The 19,188-nt window shown below is 67.2% G+C and carries 13 protein-coding genes; 2 read left to right on the top strand and 11 right to left on the bottom strand.

From position 1 onward, the window contains the following. The first annotated feature begins 159 nt into the window (after positions 1 to 159). Positions 160 to 1,164: a DUF4434 domain-containing protein gene (locus tag AC5P7E_RS17110; protein ID WP_062607816.1), complete on the top strand. Its 1,005-nt coding sequence runs from the start codon at positions 160 to 162 to the stop codon at positions 1,162 to 1,164. Here AC5P7E_RS17110 and AC5P7E_RS17105 read toward each other — a convergent pair. The 8 genes from AC5P7E_RS17105 to AC5P7E_RS17070 form a co-directional block, all read right to left on the bottom strand. Continuing rightward, positions 1,158 to 3,977, bottom strand: a complete 2,820-nt coding sequence (locus tag AC5P7E_RS17105) for an NfrA family protein (protein WP_062607818.1) — start codon at positions 3,975 to 3,977, stop codon at positions 1,158 to 1,160. The genes AC5P7E_RS17110 and AC5P7E_RS17105 overlap by 7 nt on opposite strands. Continuing rightward, the gene (locus tag AC5P7E_RS17100; RefSeq protein WP_049461019.1) at positions 3,974 to 6,121 is read right to left on the bottom strand and encodes a glycosyl transferase family protein; all 2,148 of its coding nucleotides are present in this window, start codon (positions 6,119 to 6,121) and stop codon (positions 3,974 to 3,976) included. Before AC5P7E_RS17100 ends, AC5P7E_RS17105 begins: the two co-directional genes overlap by 4 nt. Before the next feature lie 6 nt (positions 6,122 to 6,127). Beyond that, positions 6,128 to 8,329, bottom strand: a complete 2,202-nt coding sequence (locus tag AC5P7E_RS17095; protein WP_062607822.1) for a hypothetical protein — start codon at positions 8,327 to 8,329, stop codon at positions 6,128 to 6,130. Further along, a complete protein-coding gene (wecB, locus tag AC5P7E_RS17090) occupies positions 8,326 to 9,510 on the bottom strand; it encodes a non-hydrolyzing UDP-N-acetylglucosamine 2-epimerase (protein WP_005408042.1) in 1,185 nt (394 codons plus the stop codon). Before wecB ends, AC5P7E_RS17095 begins: the two co-directional genes overlap by 4 nt. 267 nt (positions 9,511 to 9,777) lie before the next feature. Continuing rightward, on the bottom strand, positions 9,778 to 10,812 hold the full coding sequence (locus AC5P7E_RS17085; RefSeq protein ID WP_005408041.1) for a fimbrial protein: 1,035 nt from the start codon (positions 10,810 to 10,812) through the stop codon (positions 9,778 to 9,780). Continuing rightward, positions 10,803 to 13,367 carry a fimbria/pilus outer membrane usher protein gene (locus AC5P7E_RS17080; protein WP_005412212.1) on the bottom strand — a complete coding sequence of 855 codons (2,565 nt, stop codon included), beginning with the start codon at positions 13,365 to 13,367 and terminating at the stop codon, positions 10,803 to 10,805. The genes AC5P7E_RS17085 and AC5P7E_RS17080 overlap by 10 nt, the downstream gene beginning before the upstream one ends. Before the next feature lie 92 nt (positions 13,368 to 13,459). Further along, positions 13,460 to 14,188: a fimbrial biogenesis chaperone gene (locus AC5P7E_RS17075; protein WP_005408039.1), complete on the bottom strand. Its 729-nt coding sequence runs from the start codon at positions 14,186 to 14,188 to the stop codon at positions 13,460 to 13,462. Positions 14,189 to 14,273: 85 nt separating this feature from the next. Continuing rightward, the gene (locus AC5P7E_RS17070; RefSeq protein WP_005408038.1) at positions 14,274 to 14,813 is read right to left on the bottom strand and encodes a fimbrial protein; all 540 of its coding nucleotides are present in this window, start codon (positions 14,811 to 14,813) and stop codon (positions 14,274 to 14,276) included. 459 nt (positions 14,814 to 15,272) lie between these two features. Here AC5P7E_RS17070 and AC5P7E_RS17065 point away from each other — a divergent pair, with 459 nt between their 5' ends. Beyond that, the gene (locus AC5P7E_RS17065) at positions 15,273 to 15,638 is read left to right on the top strand and encodes a hypothetical protein (protein WP_044569511.1); all 366 of its coding nucleotides are present in this window, start codon (positions 15,273 to 15,275) and stop codon (positions 15,636 to 15,638) included. 10 nt (positions 15,639 to 15,648) lie between these two features. On the opposite strand, the gene pncB is transcribed toward AC5P7E_RS17065, so the two are convergent. The 3 genes from pncB to AC5P7E_RS17050 all read right to left on the bottom strand — a co-directional run bounded on the left by pncB (position 15,649) and on the right by AC5P7E_RS17050 (position 18,616). Continuing rightward, the gene (gene pncB, locus AC5P7E_RS17060; protein ID WP_005412211.1) at positions 15,649 to 16,827 is read right to left on the bottom strand and encodes a nicotinate phosphoribosyltransferase; all 1,179 of its coding nucleotides are present in this window, start codon (positions 16,825 to 16,827) and stop codon (positions 15,649 to 15,651) included. A 101-nt stretch (positions 16,828 to 16,928) separates the two neighbouring features. Continuing rightward, complete coding sequence (locus AC5P7E_RS17055) at positions 16,929 to 17,768, bottom strand: glycosyltransferase family 2 protein (RefSeq protein ID WP_005408035.1); 840 nt, start codon at positions 17,766 to 17,768, stop codon at positions 16,929 to 16,931. Further along, positions 17,765 to 18,616: a glycosyltransferase family 2 protein gene (locus tag AC5P7E_RS17050; RefSeq protein WP_005412209.1), complete on the bottom strand. Its 852-nt coding sequence runs from the start codon at positions 18,614 to 18,616 to the stop codon at positions 17,765 to 17,767. The genes AC5P7E_RS17055 and AC5P7E_RS17050 overlap by 4 nt, the downstream gene beginning before the upstream one ends. Between the last annotated feature and the right edge of the window lie 572 nt (positions 18,617 to 19,188).

The following is a 19,188-nucleotide window of genomic DNA, read 5'->3' as shown; positions in this document are numbered from 1 at the left end:
GGTGGTGATTCACCTGCCACCTTGGGCGCGATGCCGGCCAGCGGCCGGCACTACCGGGTGGTGATTCACCTGCCACCTTGGGCGCGATGCCGGCCAGCGGCCGGCACTACCAGGCGCGGGGTTCACCCGCCACGCACGCCGCTCTGGGATGATGCAGGCATGGTTCGGCCCGACCTTCCCGCGGATCCGTCTTCGCCGTTGCGCCGCCGGCTGCTGCGCGCGGCGGTGCTGGCGCCGTTGGCCGCTACTTTCGCCACCCTGCCCGGCTGCTCGCTGCCGGTGCAGGTCGATGGCACCTTCCTGCAGCCGTGGCGCAGCCACCTGCAGTGGTGCCTGGCCGACTGGCAGCGATCCTTGAAGCTTGCGCATACGCTGGGCTGCCGTCAGCTGGTGCTGCAGTGGACTGGCATCGTCGGTGGCAGCGACGGCGACTGGTCGCTGCCCGACGGCAGCCTGCAGCAGCTGTTCACCGCGGCCAGCGAGAACGACATCCGCATCCGCGTCGGCCTGCCCTTCCAGCAACGCTGGTGGCAGGCGATCGGGGCCGACGATGCCACGCTGCAGGCGTTCCTGGCCGACAGCCTCGCGCATGCACGCAACTGGTTGGCACAGGCCCCCTGGGCGCAGCAGCCGGCCTTCGAGGGCTGGTACCTGCCCTACGAACTGGAGCAGTACCACTGGGCTGACCCGGCCCGCCAGCAGTGGCTGGCGCAATGGCTGCACCGGCTGGTGCAGGCCGCCAGCGCGCGCGGCGGCGACTGTGCGATTTCCTGCTACTTCAGCCGCCTGCAGACCGACGGCAACCTGGTCATGCTGTGGCAGGCGGTGCTGGCACAGGCCACGCTGCGGCCGATGGTGCAGGACGGCGTGGGCGTTGCCGGCGCTGGCAACGTGCAGCAGCTGCAACCGCTGCTCGATCATTTCCACGCACACGGCATCGGTTTCGATGCGATCGTTGAGTTGTTCCGCGAACTGCCTGGCGGTCCCGCCGACGGCAGCGGATTCAAGGGCGAAACGGCCGATGCCGCACGCGTCCAGCGGCAGTTGGCATGGGCACGCGCCAGCGGCGCACAGCACGTGCTGGTCTATGCGCTGGAGCCATGGCTGACCCAGGACACACCGCAGGCCGCCGCGCTGCGACGACGTTGGGGCCTGCCTCAGTAGTAGAGGATGGCGGTGGCGAACAGGCCCTTGGCGCGCTGCGTATCGCCGCCACCGATGGCGAAGCGGTACTGCACGGTCAGGTCCAGGTAGGAACGCGGCGTGTTGTAGTGGTCCTCGCGGAACCAGTAGCGCACGCCCACGCCTGGCCCTGCGCCGAGTGACCAGCTGCGCTGCGTATCGTTGAGCGCGAACGACTGCGCCGGGAACAGCGGGTAACGGATGTCGCGCACCCGCGAGCGCTGGTCCAGCCAGTCCGCCCCCACCACGACATACGGCGTGACCACCCAATGGGTCTGCCCGGCACCAAAGCGGAAGCTGCGGCCGGCGCGTAGTTCACCGGCAGCGAACCACTGTTCGCGATGCAGGCGCCCGTTGGCATCGCCGATTCGACGCACCGGCGCGCCATTGGCATCGAGTGCATCGAGGGTGAAGTGCGCGCTGTTGTCATCCCAGGTATAGCCGCCCTGCGCGTAGCCGCTGACCATCCACCACCGGTTGACGTCGGTGCGCAGATCGGTGCCGTGGTAATAGCCATAGGTCAGGTAGGACATCCAGCCACCGGAACCGCTGGCCAAGCGGTAGCGGGCCAGCGTGCTGGCTTCCAGTGGCGGGTTCCGGGCCAACTGCAGGCGGCACTGCACGGCCGCCGAGGCGGGGTAGACCTCGCCCTGGCGGGTTGCGCTGCCGAGGAACTGGCGGCGCTCGAGGCCGGCGCTCAGGCCGGTCTGGCCGAAGGCGTAGCGCATGCCGAACGAAGCGATGGTGGACGGCCAGCCGGTGGTGGAACGCGAATGGCTGAGGCGTTCGGCGCGTGCACGCGCATCCGGCGTTGATTCGCCGGTGCACGGGTCCACCGCGCGGATCGATTCGTAAGTGCCACCCTCGTCGTACAGCGTGTTGAGCAGGCGTGCGTAGAGTTCCAGCGTGCCATGCTGGTCGTTGAAGGCCGGGGGCCGCCAGAACGCCTCCAGCGTGCTGAACACCGAATCGCCCGGCGTGCTGATCGCTGCACCGCCGACATTGGTCGCCGCCTGGCGCGCACCACGGAAACCCGCCGAGGCGATCACGCCCCACTCGCGCGAGTAATTGGCGATGGCATTGCGCACGTTGTAGCGTTGGCGCTCATCCAGTGGCAGCTCACCGGCATCGGTGCGATCAATGGCGCTACGCAGCAGCGTCACCGCCTGTGGATGGTCACCGTTGGCTGCGCTGGCGTAGGCCTGGTCGAGCACTACGCTTTTCGGTGCCCTGCCGGTGGCCTCGGCGGCCCGGAAGTCGGCCAGTGCGCGCGCCGGCTCATGGGCCTTCTGGTTGAGGTAGCCGCGCTGCATCAGCGCCCCCGCGTCATCAGGGTGCTGTGCCAGTGCCGCATCCAGGCGCTGCCGCGCTTCATCCTGCTGGGCACGGTTGCCCGCCGCCAGCGTGGTGGTCAGCAGGCCTTGCAGGTTCGCGTCGTCCGGCGCGAGTTGCACGGCCTGCCGTGCCTCACCGATGGCATCGGCGTAATCCTGGCGCGCATAGGCAGCGTAGGCACGCTGTGCGGCACCACCATCGCCCTGCAGGTCGGCCGGCATCAGCTCGCAGACGCTGCCGCTGTCAACGGACTGGCAGTGCTGGACTGGTGCCAGGTACGCTTCGGCACCGATGCGGGGAAGCTCGCGACTGGAGCGGATCGCCCGGCTGCGTTGCTCGATGCCCTGCTGCAAAAGCTGCTGTGACCGTGCATCGCCTTCACCTGCCGGTACCGCCGCCTGCAACGGTGCCAGCAGTGCAGCTGCGCGCAACCGATCGCCTGCGGCCAGCGCCGCATCCACCGCCAGCAGGCGCACGTTGCGCTGCTGCATTGCTGACCCCGGCGCAGCGAGTGCGGTGTCGAAGTCCTCATTGGCGAGCACGGTATTGCCCTGGCGCTGGCGCAGGTAGCCGCGCATCACCCGTGCATTGAGATCCTGGCCGTCGGCCTGCAACGCCTGGTCGGCACTGCGCTCAGCGTCGGCCAGCTGATCGCCCTGCAGCTGCGCGGTGATCAGCAGCAACCGGTATGAAGCAACGTCGGGGGCCAGCTCCACGGCAGCGTGCGCCTGCTCAATGGCGGCGGCATTCTCGCCTGCAGACAGCGATTGATAGGCCTGCTGGGCCAGCAGCAGCGCGCGTTGGCGGCCCAGTGCCACCCGCCGCGCGCGCAACTCCTCGACGTTCGGTGCGCCCAGCTGCAGCGCGGTACCGATGGCGGCGTCGGCCTGTCCGGGCTGTTGCTGTGCCTCCAGCGCCGCCACCCACAGCAGCGCCCATGCGCCCTGTTGCGGCTGCTGCCGGAACGCCTGCTCGGCCTTGCTGGCGGCGACGCCCATCTGGCCGGCGTCGTAGGCCGCATAGGCTTCGGTTGCCAGCATATAGGCCTGCCGGCTATTGCGGTCGGTCACCGTTGCGGGTGCACGCGGTACCGCTCCGGTACGCGCCGCACCTGTGCTCGTCCTGGGCGCAGCGGCCAGCGCCGGCAAGGCCGGATCCTTCAACCCCGCATCCAGTGCACGACGTGCCTGCTGCTGCGCCTCGGCACCCCGCCCCAGTTTCTGCAGCGCATAGATCTGCAGCAGGCGCAGCCGCACCACGTCCGGGCGCAACCGGATCGCTTCGCTGGACTGCCGGTAGGCCGCGGGGTAATCGCCACGTTCATAGGCGGCAAACGCCTGCTCGGCGATGCGGTAGGCGGCACCGGACAATGGCAGTGGTGCATCGGTCTGTGCCAGCACCGGCGCGGCGGCCGTGGCCAATGCCACGGTGATGACAGTGGACAGCAGCGTGGTCTTCATGCCGGCAAGGCTCCGGGCGGCGGTGACTGCAGCGTGGCCGCACGCCGGCGCTGCTCCTGCATGGCCTGGGCCACGGCCTCTTCAGTGGTGATGCCCTGCTTGACCAGGTAGTCGCCAATGCGGCCGTCGCGCTGCGGCATGTAGTCGTCCAGTGCGATCTCGAAGCGTGCGTGATCGATCAGGCGCATTTCCACCAGCAGATCGCCCAGCAGGGGCACGTTGTCCAGCTGCCATTGCCGGTCGCCACCGATCAGCCGCAGGCCGGCGTTGATCTCGCTTTCGCGGGCGATGCTCTGTTCAATGTGGTTGCTGCGCGTTTCCTGCTTCAGCAGGGCCAACGCGTCTTCGGGCAGCGGGCTGGCCACGGCCAGCCGCAGGGTGCCTTCCTGGCGCGGCGGCAGCGGCAGCATGCGCCATTGCACGCAGGCATCGGCACTGATCGGGAACTGGCAGGCGCGCAGGTAGTCCACGTCGATCACCGCGCGTGGCAGGTCACCCTGGAAGGCGATGGCCTCGGCCAGCGTTTCATCATCCAACCAGCCCTGGGTGAGCAGGATGCGGCCCAGCGGTTGCTGGCGGCCTGCCTGCTGCTGCTCCAGCGCCTGCTGCAGGCGTTCGGGTTCCACCGCCTGCCAGGTGGTCAACAGCTCACCGAGCTGCTTGCGGGTCTGCACCAGCTGCGCCGCATCGGGGAAGTCGTGCATGGTCTTGTCCCAGACCATGCGCTTGCCGAACAGCAGGTAGGCCAGGAACACCTTCCAGGCACGGGCGGTGGCCATGAAATTGATCATGTTGCCGACCACCATGCGCGGGATCGACATCAGCGCGTGCTCCCAGCCGTACAACCGGTTGACGAAGTAGAAGCGCTGCACGACCCGGGTCGCCAGCGCTGCGGTGGTCAGCAGCGCGACATTCATCTGCCAGGTACCGGCCTGGAACACGCTGGGAAACTGCATCGTCCACAGCCCGGTCATCTTCAACAGCCAGAACAGCAGCAGCTGCAGGAAGATGATGTAGGCGATGATGCTGACGAACGAGGTGATGATGCCCTTTCGGTCGCGCGCCAGCAGGTACTTGGTGGCCAGCGATCCGCGCCAGCCCAGCGACTCCCAGCTCTGCAGGCCGATGCCCAGCACCCAGCGCGCCTTCTGCCGGTACGACGCGCGGAAGTTGTCGGGGAAGTACTCGCGAACGCACAGCGCCATCTGCTGGGTGCGCTCGCGCACCGGCCCCCAGCCGAACCAGGATGGGCGGCGCACGCGGAACTGCACGGGGAAGCGGGCGAAGATCGACTGCATGCCCATGGCTGCCAGCCTCGCGCCGACGTCGTAATCCTCGGTGAGGCTGTCGGTGTTGAAAGGCTGGTTGTCGGTCTGCGCGCTCAATGCCAGCAGCGCGCGCCGCGAGAAACAGGTACCAACACCGGCCGACGGCACCATGCCGGACACGCTCTCGCGCACCACCAGATCCTTGGCGTGCCATTCGGCGAACTCGTCCATGTAGACCCCGGCCACCAGTTCGTACCACTCGCGGTCCAGCGAGGTGACCGGCAGCTGGATCATGTCCTTGCGCGGCAGCAGGTAGTTGTAGAAGCGCAGTTCCATCGGGTGCAGCACGTCCTCGCTGTCGTGCAGGATCACGCCGGCGAACTCGATGTCGTGGCGCTTCTCGTAATCGAAGATCGCCAGGATCAGCCAGTTCAGGCAGTCGGCCTTGCTGGTCGGCCCGTCATGCGGCACCTCCACGCGGCGCAGGCGCTTGTAGCGGCGGCGCATGCGCTCGACTTCATCGATGGTCTGCTGGTCGTTGGGATAGGTGCCGACGAACACGACGTACTCGCGGTAGTCGAGCACGTTGATCATGTTCTCCACCATCTGCGCGATGACGTCGTACTCCATCCACGCCGGCACCATGATTGCCAGCGGCTGTTGCGGCCGCTGCATCAGGTCTTCCTGGGTCAGTGGCCGGTACGCTTCGCGCCGCTTGATGGTGAGCGCGCGCCAACTCTCGCGCACCCAGTACCAGACGTCGATGAACAGATCATCGAGGCTGGAGATCAGGATCAGCACGGCCACCGCCGCCGCCGTGGTTTCCAGGACGGCGTAGTAGTTGGCCAGCTGGATGTTCCAGAACAGACCGTCCACGGTGGATCAGTGCCCTGTGTTGGCGGACTTGCGGCGGCGCACCTGGGTGACGCGGGCGGCCAGCAGCGCGAACACGATCACGCCGACCAGCAGCAGCAACCAGACCATGTGCCGTTCCCACTTCGATTGTGGATTGCCATCCTGGGCAACTCGGCCCCCGTAAGGATCCTGGCGATCGAACTCGCGCACGGCATCACTGCCGTCGAGCACCGCCAGATCACCGCGCAGCAGCCGGAACGGTGCGCCGAACGACGGTGCCTGTGCACCCAGATCGCTGTACAGCACGCCAAGCTGGCCGCCGGAGGTGCCGACCTGCACCACCGCGGCGCGATCCAGGCCGCTGACATCCAGCAGCGGCTGAGGCTTCCCGCCGATCAGCAGGTGGCCGTCCTTCAGGCCGGCCACATCGACACCCGACGGCGCCACACCGAAAGCCAGCCACGGCGCATCCGGGCTGATCGCCGCACCGGCATCGACCACCTTCAGCTCCGACGCCTCTGGCGAGGCCCCCACTGCACTGGCCACCGCGATCACCTTGCGCAGCGATGCCGGCGCGTCCTGCAGCCACGTAGCGGGCACGAACATCTGGTTGCCGCGTGACAGCTGGCTGCTGGCACCGACGAAGTCACTGCCCAGCGACCGTTTGGCCAGGGTCAGGTGGCTGCTGGGCAGGATCGAGACCGGATACGCGGTGGCCGGATCGTGGCAATAGGGGCGTGCCGGCTGGCGCAGGAAGCTGACGCGGATCTCGTTGCGTGCCGACAGCGCGTAGGCCGGCACCTTGGCCACCAGCCGCTGCGGCTGGCCGTTGGCCGACAGCACCTTGCCGCCCAGCAGATAGTCGTTGAAGTAGATCGTGGCCACCGCGCCCTGCCCGGCCGCGTTGGGGGCCGCCGAGACATCGATCACCACTTCCTCGGGCAGGCGGCCGTCGGCCGACAGCGCCCCCAGATCAAAGCTGGCGCTGCGGTCGGCGCGGGTCACCACATCCATGGAGCCGGCAATGTTGCCGAGCCGGCTCAGCAGCACCTGGTCACCGTCCAGCTTCGGCGTGCCCGCTGCGCTGACCTGCAGGCTACGGCCCAGCGCATAGCTACGCCACTGTTCGGCGAACAGCCCGGCGACCTTGCCCGCCGCCGCCGGGTCGACTACCAGCGTCGGACGGCCGGCAACGGCCACCACGCGGACCGAGGCGGTGGCCGCGGGCTTTTCCAGGCCGCCCATGTCGGTACCGCGCCACGCGGCGAACGCGGTGCCCGCATCGGCGCCGGTGGCGCCGACCTGTGCAGCGAGCGCATCCAGTCCCGCGCGCACGCCGGCCCGCAGCGCATCGCTGCCGATCATCACCTCGGCGGCCAGCGGCCCACTGTCACGCAGCGACAGCAGTGCCCCCACTTCGGCCAGATCCTTGATCGCATGCGCGCGCTCGCCAGTGGCCAGCGCGGCATAGGCCGGCACGACCTGCAGGCTGGCCGGGATGCTGATGCCGGTCAGGTCGACGCTGTCACCGACCTTGGGCAGCGCCAGCACCTGCACCTGCTTGCCACCGGCCTGCAGGGCCGTGCCAATGCGCCAGGCCGCGTCGTAGATGGGGGCCTGCAGCGCCTTGCCGTCCACCAGCAGGCGCACCTGCGGGGGCAGCGCGCCCCAGGCCTTGGCCACGGTGTCCACGGCGCGGCCGTCGAAGCGGTAGCTGAAGCGCGAGTCCGGCGACAGCCGCAGCACGTTGGCCGGCGCGCTCTGGTCGGCACATTGGTAGTCGGACACGATCGACCACCAGCCGACGCCGACCCGAACGAAGCCGTTCTGGCGGGGTTCGCCATCGATGGCCAGCAGCTGGCTGGCGTCACCCTGTGCATCGGTGATCGAGCGTGCGGCGATCGGATCGCCATCGACCGACCACAGGCCGGACGTGCGCCCGGCATGGCCGCGCACGTAGCGCCCGTCCAGCTGCAGCTGCGCATCGCGGGTGGCGACACCGGCCGGCACCGGCAGGTAGATCTCGCGCTGGCTCTCCTGCCCGCTGAGCACCAGCGGTTGGCGGAAACCGAGTTCGCGCAGGGTCATCTGCCGGCTGACCGTGCTGTCACCGCTCCACTCGGCGAACTGGCCGGCGACGCTGTCGGCGGCATGGGCACTGCCAACCACGCCCGACAGGACGAACGCGGCGGCGGATGCAAACAGGGGAGAGCGGCCGGTCTGGGTCATGGCGTCACTTCGCGTGGGTGGGGGTGGACGGCGCCGCTGCTGCGGAGGCCGGGCGAGAATTCGGGAAGCGGCGTGCCACGCAGGGCGGCGACGATGCGCGCGCTGGCACGGCCATCGCCGTAGGGGCTGGCGTGGGGATCGAAGCGGGTCGGGTGCGGTGGTTGTGCCAGTGCCGCATTGACAGCTTCGACAATGCGCGAGGGCGCGGTGCCGACCAGCGTCACCACACCGGCCTCGACCGCCTCCGGGCGTTCGGTGACGTCGCGCATGACCAGTACCGGTTTGGCCAGCGCCGGTGCCTCTTCCTGCACGCCACCGGAGTCGGTGAGGATGACGTCGGCGCGCTGCATCAGCCGCACGAAGCGCAGGTAGTCCTGCGGCGGCACCAGGTGCACGTTGTCGAGATGGCCGAGGTGGGCGTTCACCGGGCCCTGCACGTTCGGGTTCAGATGCACCGGGTACAGCACCTGCAGGTCCGGCCGCCGTGCCAGTTCAGCCAGCGCACGGCAGATGTCCTCGAAGCCCTGCCCGAAGCTCTCGCGGCGGTGGCCGGTGACCAGCAGCAGGCGACGATCGGGGTCAAGCATGTGGAAGGGTTCGTCAGCCCGCGCACGCAGCGCCGGGTCGGCATCCAGGCGCTCTACGGTCTGCTGCAGGGCATCGATGACGGTGTTGCCGGTGACCAGGATCTGCCCGCCCAGGTGTTCACCGGCCAGGTTGGCGCGCGAGCTGGGCGTGGGCGCGTACAACTGGTCGCCGACCACATCGATCACCCGCCGGTTCATTTCCTCCGGCCACGGCCGGTTGATGTCACCGGTGCGCAGTCCGGCCTCGACATGACCGATCGGAATGCGGTGGTGGAACGCGGCCAGCGCGGCGGTCATCGCCGTGGTGGTATCACCGTGCACCAGCACCCGGTCGGGACGGACCTGCGTGTAGAGCGCGTCAAGCCGTTCGAACAGCCTGGAACACAGGCCATTGAGGGTCTGGTTGGGCACCATGACATCCAGGTCATGGTCGGCGGTGATCTCGAACAGCGACATCACCTGGTCCAGCATCGCCCGGTGCTGGCCGGTGATGCAGACCACCGATTCGATGTCCGCAGCCTCGGCCAGGGCCCGCACCAGCGGCCCCATCTTGATCGCTTCCGGTCGCGTGCCAAACACCGACAGGACCTTCACCGCAGCGCTCCGGACAGCCGGTGCGGGGAAATGCCAGGAGCTGTAGCCACGTCTGGATCCTTTCGGCGTTCCCGTCCAATACCCGCAGGCAGGAGACGGTCACCTCATGAGGAAACTCCAAAATCGCGACGTACATCACATTCGAATGATGGTACGCGCGTCGTGGCATTGATCTTCATCGTTGGAAGATCAAGACGCAGTCAACGCCGCCCGTGTCACGGGCGACGTTGCGGTGGAACGCAGCAGTGGCTGCGGCCTGGGGCCGCCTTACTCGTACTGGATGGTGAAGGTGGCCTGGCCGTTCGCGACACCGGCACCGACCGTGCCGGCCTGGGTCTGCACATAGCGGGCGCGCAGCGGCAAGGTCATCGTGCTGGTGCCGGGGGTGGTGGTACCGACATTGACGGTCTGGCCGAAGCGCACTTCGCGCTCGGTGGTGCCATCGCGCTGGACCATCTGGATGCCGATGCGGGTGGCGCTGTTGGTGGCCGCACTGAGCTTCAGCACGCCCGGCATGTTCGAGCTGTCCTGATCGGCATCGAGGCGGATGCCGATCTTGCTCTGGTACTGCGCGACATTGCTGCCCTGGCAGTTCAGGCGGATCTCGAAATCGCGGTCAACGGCCTTGGAACCGACACCGGTGAAGGTAGTGTTGGGCACGCTGCCGAAATCGACGGCGATATTGCGGCTGCCGGCCTGCACTTCACAGGTCGGGCTGACCACGGTGGTGCCCGAGCCCTTGAAGGTCGAGGTCAGTTCCGGACGGCCAGGGCCGTCGCCGTCGAGATAATAGGTGGTGAAGCGGCCGTTAGGCGCGATGATGCCCGAGCCCGTCTGCGCGGCGGTCTTGATCAGCTCCACCCGGAAGCGGCCACCGTTGAGGGTCAACGTCCGGCTGCCCCCCAATTGCAGGGTATGCGGGTAGTAAGTCTGGATGGTGCCCGAATCACGATAGACACGAATGCCCACCCCGGCTACATCGGTGGCATAGACGTTGCTGAAACCCGGGACCGCGTTCTGCTGCGCGGCGTTGACGAAACGGCCATTGGCACTACCGCCCCAGCGATCGCAGTAACCGATGCTGTCGCGCTGGTTGATAGGCACGATCAGCTCCTTGATCACACCACCGACGGGCAGACTGGGCAGGATTACGATCTGCCCCATGTCCATCTGCACGTCCTGCGCGACAAAGCCCTGTTGGGTGATGTAGCAGGTCGCCAACGCCGGGCTGGCCACGGCAATACCAGCCAATATGGCCACCGCACTCAGCGCCTTGCGGCCACGGGAAGAGATCATCGGCATGCTGCCTCCAGCGGGATGAAGCCGGTCTTGGACGCATCGGCGCCCGCCGGAACCTGGTAATCGACGGTGCAGCGCTGGTCGGCGCCGGCGCCCCACTCCACCAGCAGGCGGCCCTGGTTCTTTTCACTGCGCACGTACAGGCGGCCACCCTGGCTGACCATGCCCACCGGCTGGCCCTGCTCATCCTTGACCTGCGCACCGAACGGCATGGTGCGGCCATCCGGGTTGCGCACCTGGATCAGCAGCGCGTTGCCCTTGCGGGTATCGAAGCGCAGGTAGCTGATGGCACCGGCGAACGGCGCGATCGACTGGCTGGTGCTTTCCAGCTCGACGTCGTGGGCCATGCCCTGCGGGTCGAGGGTGACGGTGTTGAGGCGGTACGGGGAAACGTACGGGACCACCGCGTAGCCGCGGCCATCGACGCGCAGGCCCGGGGCGTTGCTGACGATCGCATCGCGTGCGCCCGGCGCTTCCACCAGCACCATGGTGTCGCCACGCTGCGGGGTGAAGGTGAAGCCGCCCGGATGCACGACCACGCTGCCGTTGGCACCGACCGAAGCCTGGCGGAAATCGCGCGAGTGGCTGTAGGTCGCGTTCAACGCGGAGTAGCGGCTGCGGTACTCGGCGTTGCCGACCGCGGTGGTGCCACCTTCGCGGGAATCGGACAGCGCCACGCCGTAGCTGAAGTTGTTGTCGACACCGGCCGAACCGGTGATGCCGACGCGGCTGTTGTCGTAGCCACCGCGGTCGCGCACGCCGAGATCGGCGCTGAACGACACCGGGTGGGAACCACGACCCAGCGGCACGCTCATCGACAACAGGTACTGGGTGTCGGAACGGCCCAGCACGCCCTCTTCGGTGCGCAGCGCCGAGAAGCCGTAGTTCACCGAACGCCAGGCATTGTTGTAGCCCACCTGGTACTGTTTTGAGGTGCCGGAACGGTCGTAGAAGTCACGCACCGAACCGGTCACGTACAGCGCGCCGCCGCGACGGCCCAGCGGCTGGTTCAGCGTTACCTGGAACTGGCTGCGCTGGCGGCCACGGGTGGTCGGATCGATGCCGCGCTTGTCCGAATCACGGCCGTACAGCGCGTCCTGCAGGCTGTAGAAGCCTTCGGTCGAATAGCGGTAGGCGGCCAGCGTCAGGTTGGTCCCGGTCTCGCCGATCATGTTGCTGTAGCTCAAGCGCACGCTGGCACCGGTGTGGTTGCCGTAGTGATCGAACGAGGTACGCGCATGGGTGACGTCGGCAGCGAATGCGCCGACCGGCGTGGACAGGCCGACGCCGTACAGCAGCGACAGGTAGCCATCGCTCAGTGCACTGCCACCGTACAGGGTCAGCTGGTTGCCGATACCGCGCTGGTAGGTGCCCTGCACCAGCCACGGCTCATCGGCCAGCAGCTTGTTGCGCACCTGGCCGGCCGTCAGCGAGTAACGCGACACGCCTTCGCGCAGCATCTGCGGCACCGAACCGAACGGCACCTTGAATTCGCGGCGGCGGCCATCGGCCTCGATCACGCTCACTTCCAGATCACCGCCGTAACCGGTCGGGTACAGGTCGTCGATGACGAAGCTGCCCGGCGACACGGTGGAGGAGTAGATCAGCTGCTCGTTCTGGCGCACTTCGATGCGCGCGTTGGTCTCGGCGATGCCGCGCACGACCGGCGCGTAACCGCGCAGCGAATCGGGCAGCATGCGGTCGTCGCTGGCCAGGCTGGCACCGCGGTAACCGATCGAATCGAACAGTTCACCGGTGGTGTAGGCCTCACCGATGGTGAGCATGCCGCGCACCTGCGGAATGCCGCGCTGCGCATAGGTGGCGATGCTCTGCCAATGGCGGCCGTCGCCCTCGGACCAGGTCAGGTTCGAATCGTGGCGGAACTGCCAGCCACCCAGGTTCATGCCGGCGTTGAGGCCGAGGTAGGCACTGCGGTTGCGCTGGCCACCTTCGACGCGGCTGTCGCTGTCGATGGCATTGAAGCTGTAACCGACGAAACCGGCATTGATGCCACGGTCCCACAGCGCCGGGTTGACGTAGCCACGCGCCTCGCGGCGCAGGAACACCTGCGGGATGCTCAGGTCGTAGCGCAGGTTGCCGCTGTCATAGACACCATAGGCGTTGGCCATGCGCTGCTGGACCGGCACGCAGCTGGTCTTGTCGGTGGGCACGGACGGATCCTGCTGCAGCAGCACGGCCTCGCTGTCCACGCCCATTTCTTCCAGCATCGGCAGCGGCAGGCAGGCGTCGACACGGCCCTGCGCATCGGCCTTGAACTGCAGATCGCGACGGCCCTGCCAGGCACCGTTGACGTACACGTCGACACGATAGTTGCCGGCCACCATCGGGTTGCCGTTGCTGAAGGCCGCCAGGTCCACCTGCTTGGCCTGGCCAGACAGGAAGCTGGAGTTGAACTGCGCCGATTCGGGTGCACGCGCATTGGCCGCACCACTCTGCGCCATGAGCGCCTGTTCGCCGAGATTGGCCGGGGCAGCCAGCGCCCATCCTGGGCAGGCCACGCCAGCAACCAACAGGCAAAGCGCCTGATGGATCGACAATGTCAATCTGTTTCCGATCACACTGACATTCCTTCAATTCGCCGCACAGCGGCGGTGGCGGGATGCGCAGGCCAGGGGCCGGCGCGGCGCGTTCAGCCCCCGGTGCTGCCGAGGCGGATGGTGTGTTCCACCCGGCCGCCGTAGTCGTTGATGGTGATGAAGCGGACCTGGTCGGTGCCCGCCGGTGCGGCGAACTCCAGGCTCTGCTTCGGCGCGACCATCGCGCCCTTGTCCTCGACGGCCTTTTCACTGCTGCCGGTCACGGCATGTACTTCGGCCAGAGTGACGTGGAAGGGGCTCGGGTTTTCCACCCGCAGGCGGTCGCCATTGCGGGTCCAGCGCAGCGCTGCCGGTGCATCGTTGGCGACGCCCTTCAGGCCCTGCGGCCGGTAGAAAAGCTTCAGGCGCGAACGAAACGCGACCTGCAGGTAATTCTGTTCGCCGCTGTCAGCGTTGTCCGGGGACGGCGGCACATCCAGCACATTGAGCCAGAACACCGACTCGCGGTCGGTCGGCAGCTGCGCGCCGGAGAAGATCAGTCGCAGCGCCTGGCTGCGGCCCGGCTCGACACGCGCGATCGGCGGCGTCAGTACGAACGGGGCATCGCTGGTATCGGCGGTCTGGTTGGCGTCGCCGCTGTCGATCCAGGCCTGCACCAGCGCCGGCGAATCGCCCACGTTGTCGACCTGCACGGTGACTTCGCGCGCCTGCGCCGGATAGATCACTCGCGTGCCATTGACCACCACGCCGGCCAGAGCGTTCTGGCAGAAGGGCAGCGTGAACGCTGCCAGCAGCAGCGCCCGGGGAAAGAATGCTTTCATCGGAAGTACTACGCTCGAGGTATGTGGCCAGGGGCCGCGATGCACTGGCCGGCGCGTACGCCGGCCAGTGCGGGTACGGCTACGATCAGTTGTAGATGATCGTGTACTTGACGCTGCTGGTGACGTCGCCCGGGGTGGCGGCGGCAGTGGCGTAGTACTCAGCGTAGTAGTTCAGGTCGGCCGAGCCGTCGGTGCCGACGGTGACCCACTGCGAGTTGGTCTGGGCCAGGCCAGCGCCAGCAGCCTTGATCGGCAGGACCTGGTTGTTCGAGCCCAGCAGCTGCAGCTGCACGTTGGTGGCAGCGTTGGCCGAGGCCTGGTTCAGCAGGCGGCCGGTGTTGAAGTCGACGGTCGAACCCGGCTCGAAGTAGGTCGCGACGTTGCCGGCGCTGCACTTGGTCAGGTTGATGGCGAACGGGGTACGACCGGCAACGGCACCGGCGGTGGCCAGGGTGTTCTTGGACACGGTCGGCAGGTTGACGGCGAAGTCCTTGCCGCCCGGGGTCGAGATGGTGCAGGTCTTGTCGGTCACCTTGCCGTTGAAGGTGATGGTGCCGTCGGCGGCGTTGGCGGCCAGCGGAGCGGCGGCCAGCATCAGAGCGGCAATGAGGTTGATCTTGTGCATTCGCTTTTACCTAACCCTACTGAAGAGATGAGAAGTAGAGGAGGAAGCAAGGAGCACTGCCGGGCTATCAAGACCCATCCTTGCGTCTCACCTGTGGCCGGACTCGGACATACCTTCCCCTGAATCCGTGACGCAAGTATAGGCACAACTGTGATGAAAGTCTCATTATTTTTCTGAACGCCAATTCATTGACGCCCCAAATGTGACGTGTTAGGCGAAATCGAGGTTGGGGGAGCGCAAGGGATTTGACGGTAGCCGGATCAGGCCACAAACGACCCTGCATGACGCACCTGGTGGCGCGTTCGGCATGCGCGGAAACAGGCCTTTTTAAGGTGGAAATCACCTTATTTGATGCGCATCACTCTTTGTTGGTGATGGCCCTAGCAGATTCGGAATCGTCCTATTAAAGACGGATCGAACCTGTCGCTAACTAGGACACACCGAACCAGAGAACGTGTCATGAGAACCTCCCTTCTGCTGTGCGTGGCCCTGATGTCCGTCAGTGCGCTGGCCCAGGCCAGCAGCGGCAGCATTCGTTTCAGCGGCCGTATCGCCGAGCCGGGCTGCACGACCAACCTGTCCCAGGGCGAGCTGAGCCTGGCGGCCTGCCCGCCGTCGGCCAAGGGCTCGACGGTGGCCGTGACGGCGCTGGCCGATGGCCAGGCCGCGACGCTGCGCGACGGCAAGCGCCAGGGGCAGAAGCTGTCGGTGTCGGCCAGCGCGATGCGCGCCGGCGATATCGCCTTCTCCGAGCGCTACAGCGTGCAGGCTTCGAAGCAGCAGCCGCTGCAGGGCGCCTACCTGGTGGTGGTCGACTACCTGTAAGCCGACGTGTTTATGCCGGCGGCAGCTCGAAGACCTGGCGCAGGTAGGCCAGGTAGCCGGGGTCGTCGCACATGCTCTTGCCCGGCGAATCGCTGAGCTTGGCCACCGGCTGGCCGTTGCAGCGGACCATCTTGATCACGATGTTCAGCGGCGTCGGACCCAGATCATTGGTCAGGTGGGTGCCGACGCCGAACGCGACCTGGCAGCGACCACGGAAGTAGTCGTACAGGCGCATGACCTTGGCGATGTCGAGCCCATCGCTGAACACCAGCACCTTGCTGCGCGGATCGACGCGGCGCTGCTGGAAGTGCGCCAGCATGCGGTCGCCCCAGTCGAACGGATCGCCCGAATCGTGGCGGACACCGTCGAACAGCTTGCAGAAGTACATATCGAAGTCGCGCAGGAACGCATCCAGGCCGACCACGTCGGACAGCGCGATGCCGAGGTCGCCGCGATACTCGCGTGCCCACGATTCCAGCGCCGCCACCTGCGAGTCACGCAGGCGTGGGCCCAGCGCCTGGAAGGCCTGCAGATACTCATGGGCCATGGTGCCGTGCGGGGTCATGCCATACAGGCGGGCGAAGTGCACGTTGCTGGTGCCGACCAGCTGCGGGCCCAGTGCATCGCGCAGCAGCGGCAGCAGGCGCGCGTGCCAGTCGCGCGAGTAGCGGCGGCGGCTGCCGTAGTCGGCGATGCGGCACTGTTCGAAACCGGGGGTATCGCGCAACAGCGCGGCCTTGGCCTGCAGGCGGCGCTCGCCTTCGGCGAAGTCAGGCGTGGTGGTGTTGCGGAACCAGACTTCGTTGATGATCGCCAGCAGCGGCACTTCGAACAGGATGGTGTGCAGCCACGGGCCGGTGATGTCCAGTTCGATCTCGCCGGGCACGGTCTTCGACGCGCGCAGCTGGATGTACTTGCGGTCGAGGTGGAACAGGCCGAGGAAATCGGCGAAGTCGGGCTTCACGAAGCGCAGGCCACGCATGTAATCCAGCTCCGCGTCGCTGAAACGCAGGCTGCACAGGTGGTCGATCTCTTCGTCGATCTGGTCGATGTAATGGGCCAGGTCGATGCCGGGCGTGCGGCACTTGAACCGGTACTGCACCTGGGCACCGGGGTGCTGGTGGAGCACCGCCTGCATCATGGTGAACTTGTACAGGTCGGTGTCGAGCAGGGACTGGATGATAGGCATGGGGCGGATTATGCGCCCAGCAGGGTGAACCGGGGGCGCGGCCAGTGGATCCACACCACGCGTGGATGACCCTATCCATGCAGCCGAGCGTGGGCTCGGCTCTACAACGACTTGCGCACCAGGCGCGGCACCAGCATCAGGGCGTGGGCCCAGATCGCGCCCCATACCGCAACACGCACCGGCAGCGAACGCTGCTTCGCTTCGAACTTCTGGAAATAGCGCCACAGGCCCCGGTGCTTGTGCCATTCCACGAAGAACGGCCGCGAACGGCTGGAGACGCCACGAACGTGGACGACCTGCAGGTCATTGGCGATGGCCACCACCGCCCCCGCTTCGCGCGCGCGCCGGCACAAGTCCAGGTCTTCGGCGTGCAGGCGATAGCCGGCGTCCCAGCCACCGATGCGGTCGAACAGCGCACGCGGCATCAGCAGCAGCGCGCCAGACAACGCCGGCACCCGCTGCAGCGCCTGCTGCGGATCGCGCGGGACCGACAGCTTCGAGCCTTTGCCGGGCGAACGCAGCATCAACAGGAAATCCGGATCACGACGGCGCACGGCCTCGTCGGCATGGCCATGCTCGTCCAGCTGTTCGACACCCAGCAGGCAATCCCCCAACCGTTCGGCACGACTGCGCAGCTCGGCCAGAGTATCGGGCTCAACCATCAGGTCCGGGTTGATGAAGGCCAGCCACGGGCTGTGCGAATCGGCCACCCCCTGGTTGTTTGCGGCGGCAAAGCCGGGATTGTCCGGATTGCCGACGAAACGCACGCGCGGGTCGTGGCTGGCATGGCGCTGCACGATATCCAGCGTGCCATCCATCGAGCCGTTGTCGATCACCCGGATCTCGGCCACGTCCTGCGCCTGGCGCAGACGGGAGAGACAGGCATCGATGGTGCTGCCGCTCTGGTAGGTGACGACGATGGCGGCGATGGCAACATTCAAACGGGTGGCTCCGGCGCGGAAGGAACGAACAGGTCGCCCTGTTCCTTCGGCATTATCGCCTGCCGCATGCGCTGCTGCAGGTCGGCACGCAGCCCGTGCAGCGGGTCGTGCATCAGGAAGTCCGCCAACCTTGGCACCCAGCCCGGCCAGCGCGCAGCCAGCGCTTCAAGATCGCCGTCACGGCTGACCGCCTCCCCTGCCCGGCTGACGAAGGCGGTCTCGCACAGCACGTTGCGCCATCCCAGGCCGGCCATGCGCAGGCTCAGGTCCACCAGCGCCGCGTTCCAGCCGGCGTAGCTGTCCACGTCCAGGCCCCCGGCACGTCGACGCGCGTTGCCCCGCACCAGCACCGCATGGGTGACTGCGGACGGCAGCTCGGGGTGCAGGGTTGGCAATGTGGCACAGGTATGCGCCAGCAGGGCCGGATCATGGGGTTCGGGATTGATTTCGCCCAGCCGTGGCCACGCAGCGGTTTCGCCGGCATTGCACCACGGGGTTGCGGTGGCGATGGCGGCATCGCGGGCGAAGGTGTCCTGCAGCTGCTGCAGCCAGCCCGGCGCGGGCACGCTGTCCGGTGCCAGCACCGCCACGTCCATGCCATCGCAGGCGCGCAACATCTCGTCCAGGTGGGCCACCTCGCCCAGCGGCCGCGCGCGGCGGGTGTACTCGGCCTGCAGTGGCGTATGCGCCAACCAGTGTTCCACCACCGCCTGCGCGCGCGGCCCGGTCTGCGCATCGTCGGCCAACCAGACCGCCGTGCCCGGCGCGGTGCCGGCATCCAGTGCGGCCAGGCAGCGGTCGAGCGCGGCATCGTCCACGCACAGCGGCAACAACACGATCGCCCCCATCCCGCCTCCGTGGTTGTCGTTAGCCACAGCCTAGCACCGGGAGGGTATCGGCCGGGTTGCACCCGGCACCCGCAGAGGCCGAAGCCGAAGCAACAGCAGAAGCCGGCTATCCGTGGGATGGCGGGGTGGGTCCGGTTGCGGGGGACGCCGTGAATACGTCCCTGTAGGCTTGGCCGCGGCATCCATGCCGCGGACACCCCCGCAACCGGACCCACCCCGCCTTCGACAGATCTCCGCGATCTGCAGTAGATCCACGCCATGCGTGGATGAATCTCCATCAGAATCGAATATTTCGAATTGGAATCGAAAAGCATCCACGCATGGCGTGGATCGTGTCGACCAAGGTCGACACCTACCAACAGCAGCAGGAAACTGTCGAAGGCGGGGCACTGTGGGTTTGCGGGGTGTGAGCCGCATGGATGCGGCGACCAAGCCTTATCTGATGAAAATCTGTCAGCGTAGGTGTCGAGAGCCGGCGTGGGCCGCCGTACGAGCCTGGATCTCGACGATCGCCATGTAGCTTGGCGCCCACGCCGGAATCTCCCTTGATCCGCCCGAACAGTTGCTGGAGC

It is taken from the genome of Stenotrophomonas sp. YJH_SMC_25 (assembly GCF_059369595.1).
Note: the sequence above shows the minus strand (reverse complement) of the source record. Positions and strands in the feature narration are given on the sequence as shown.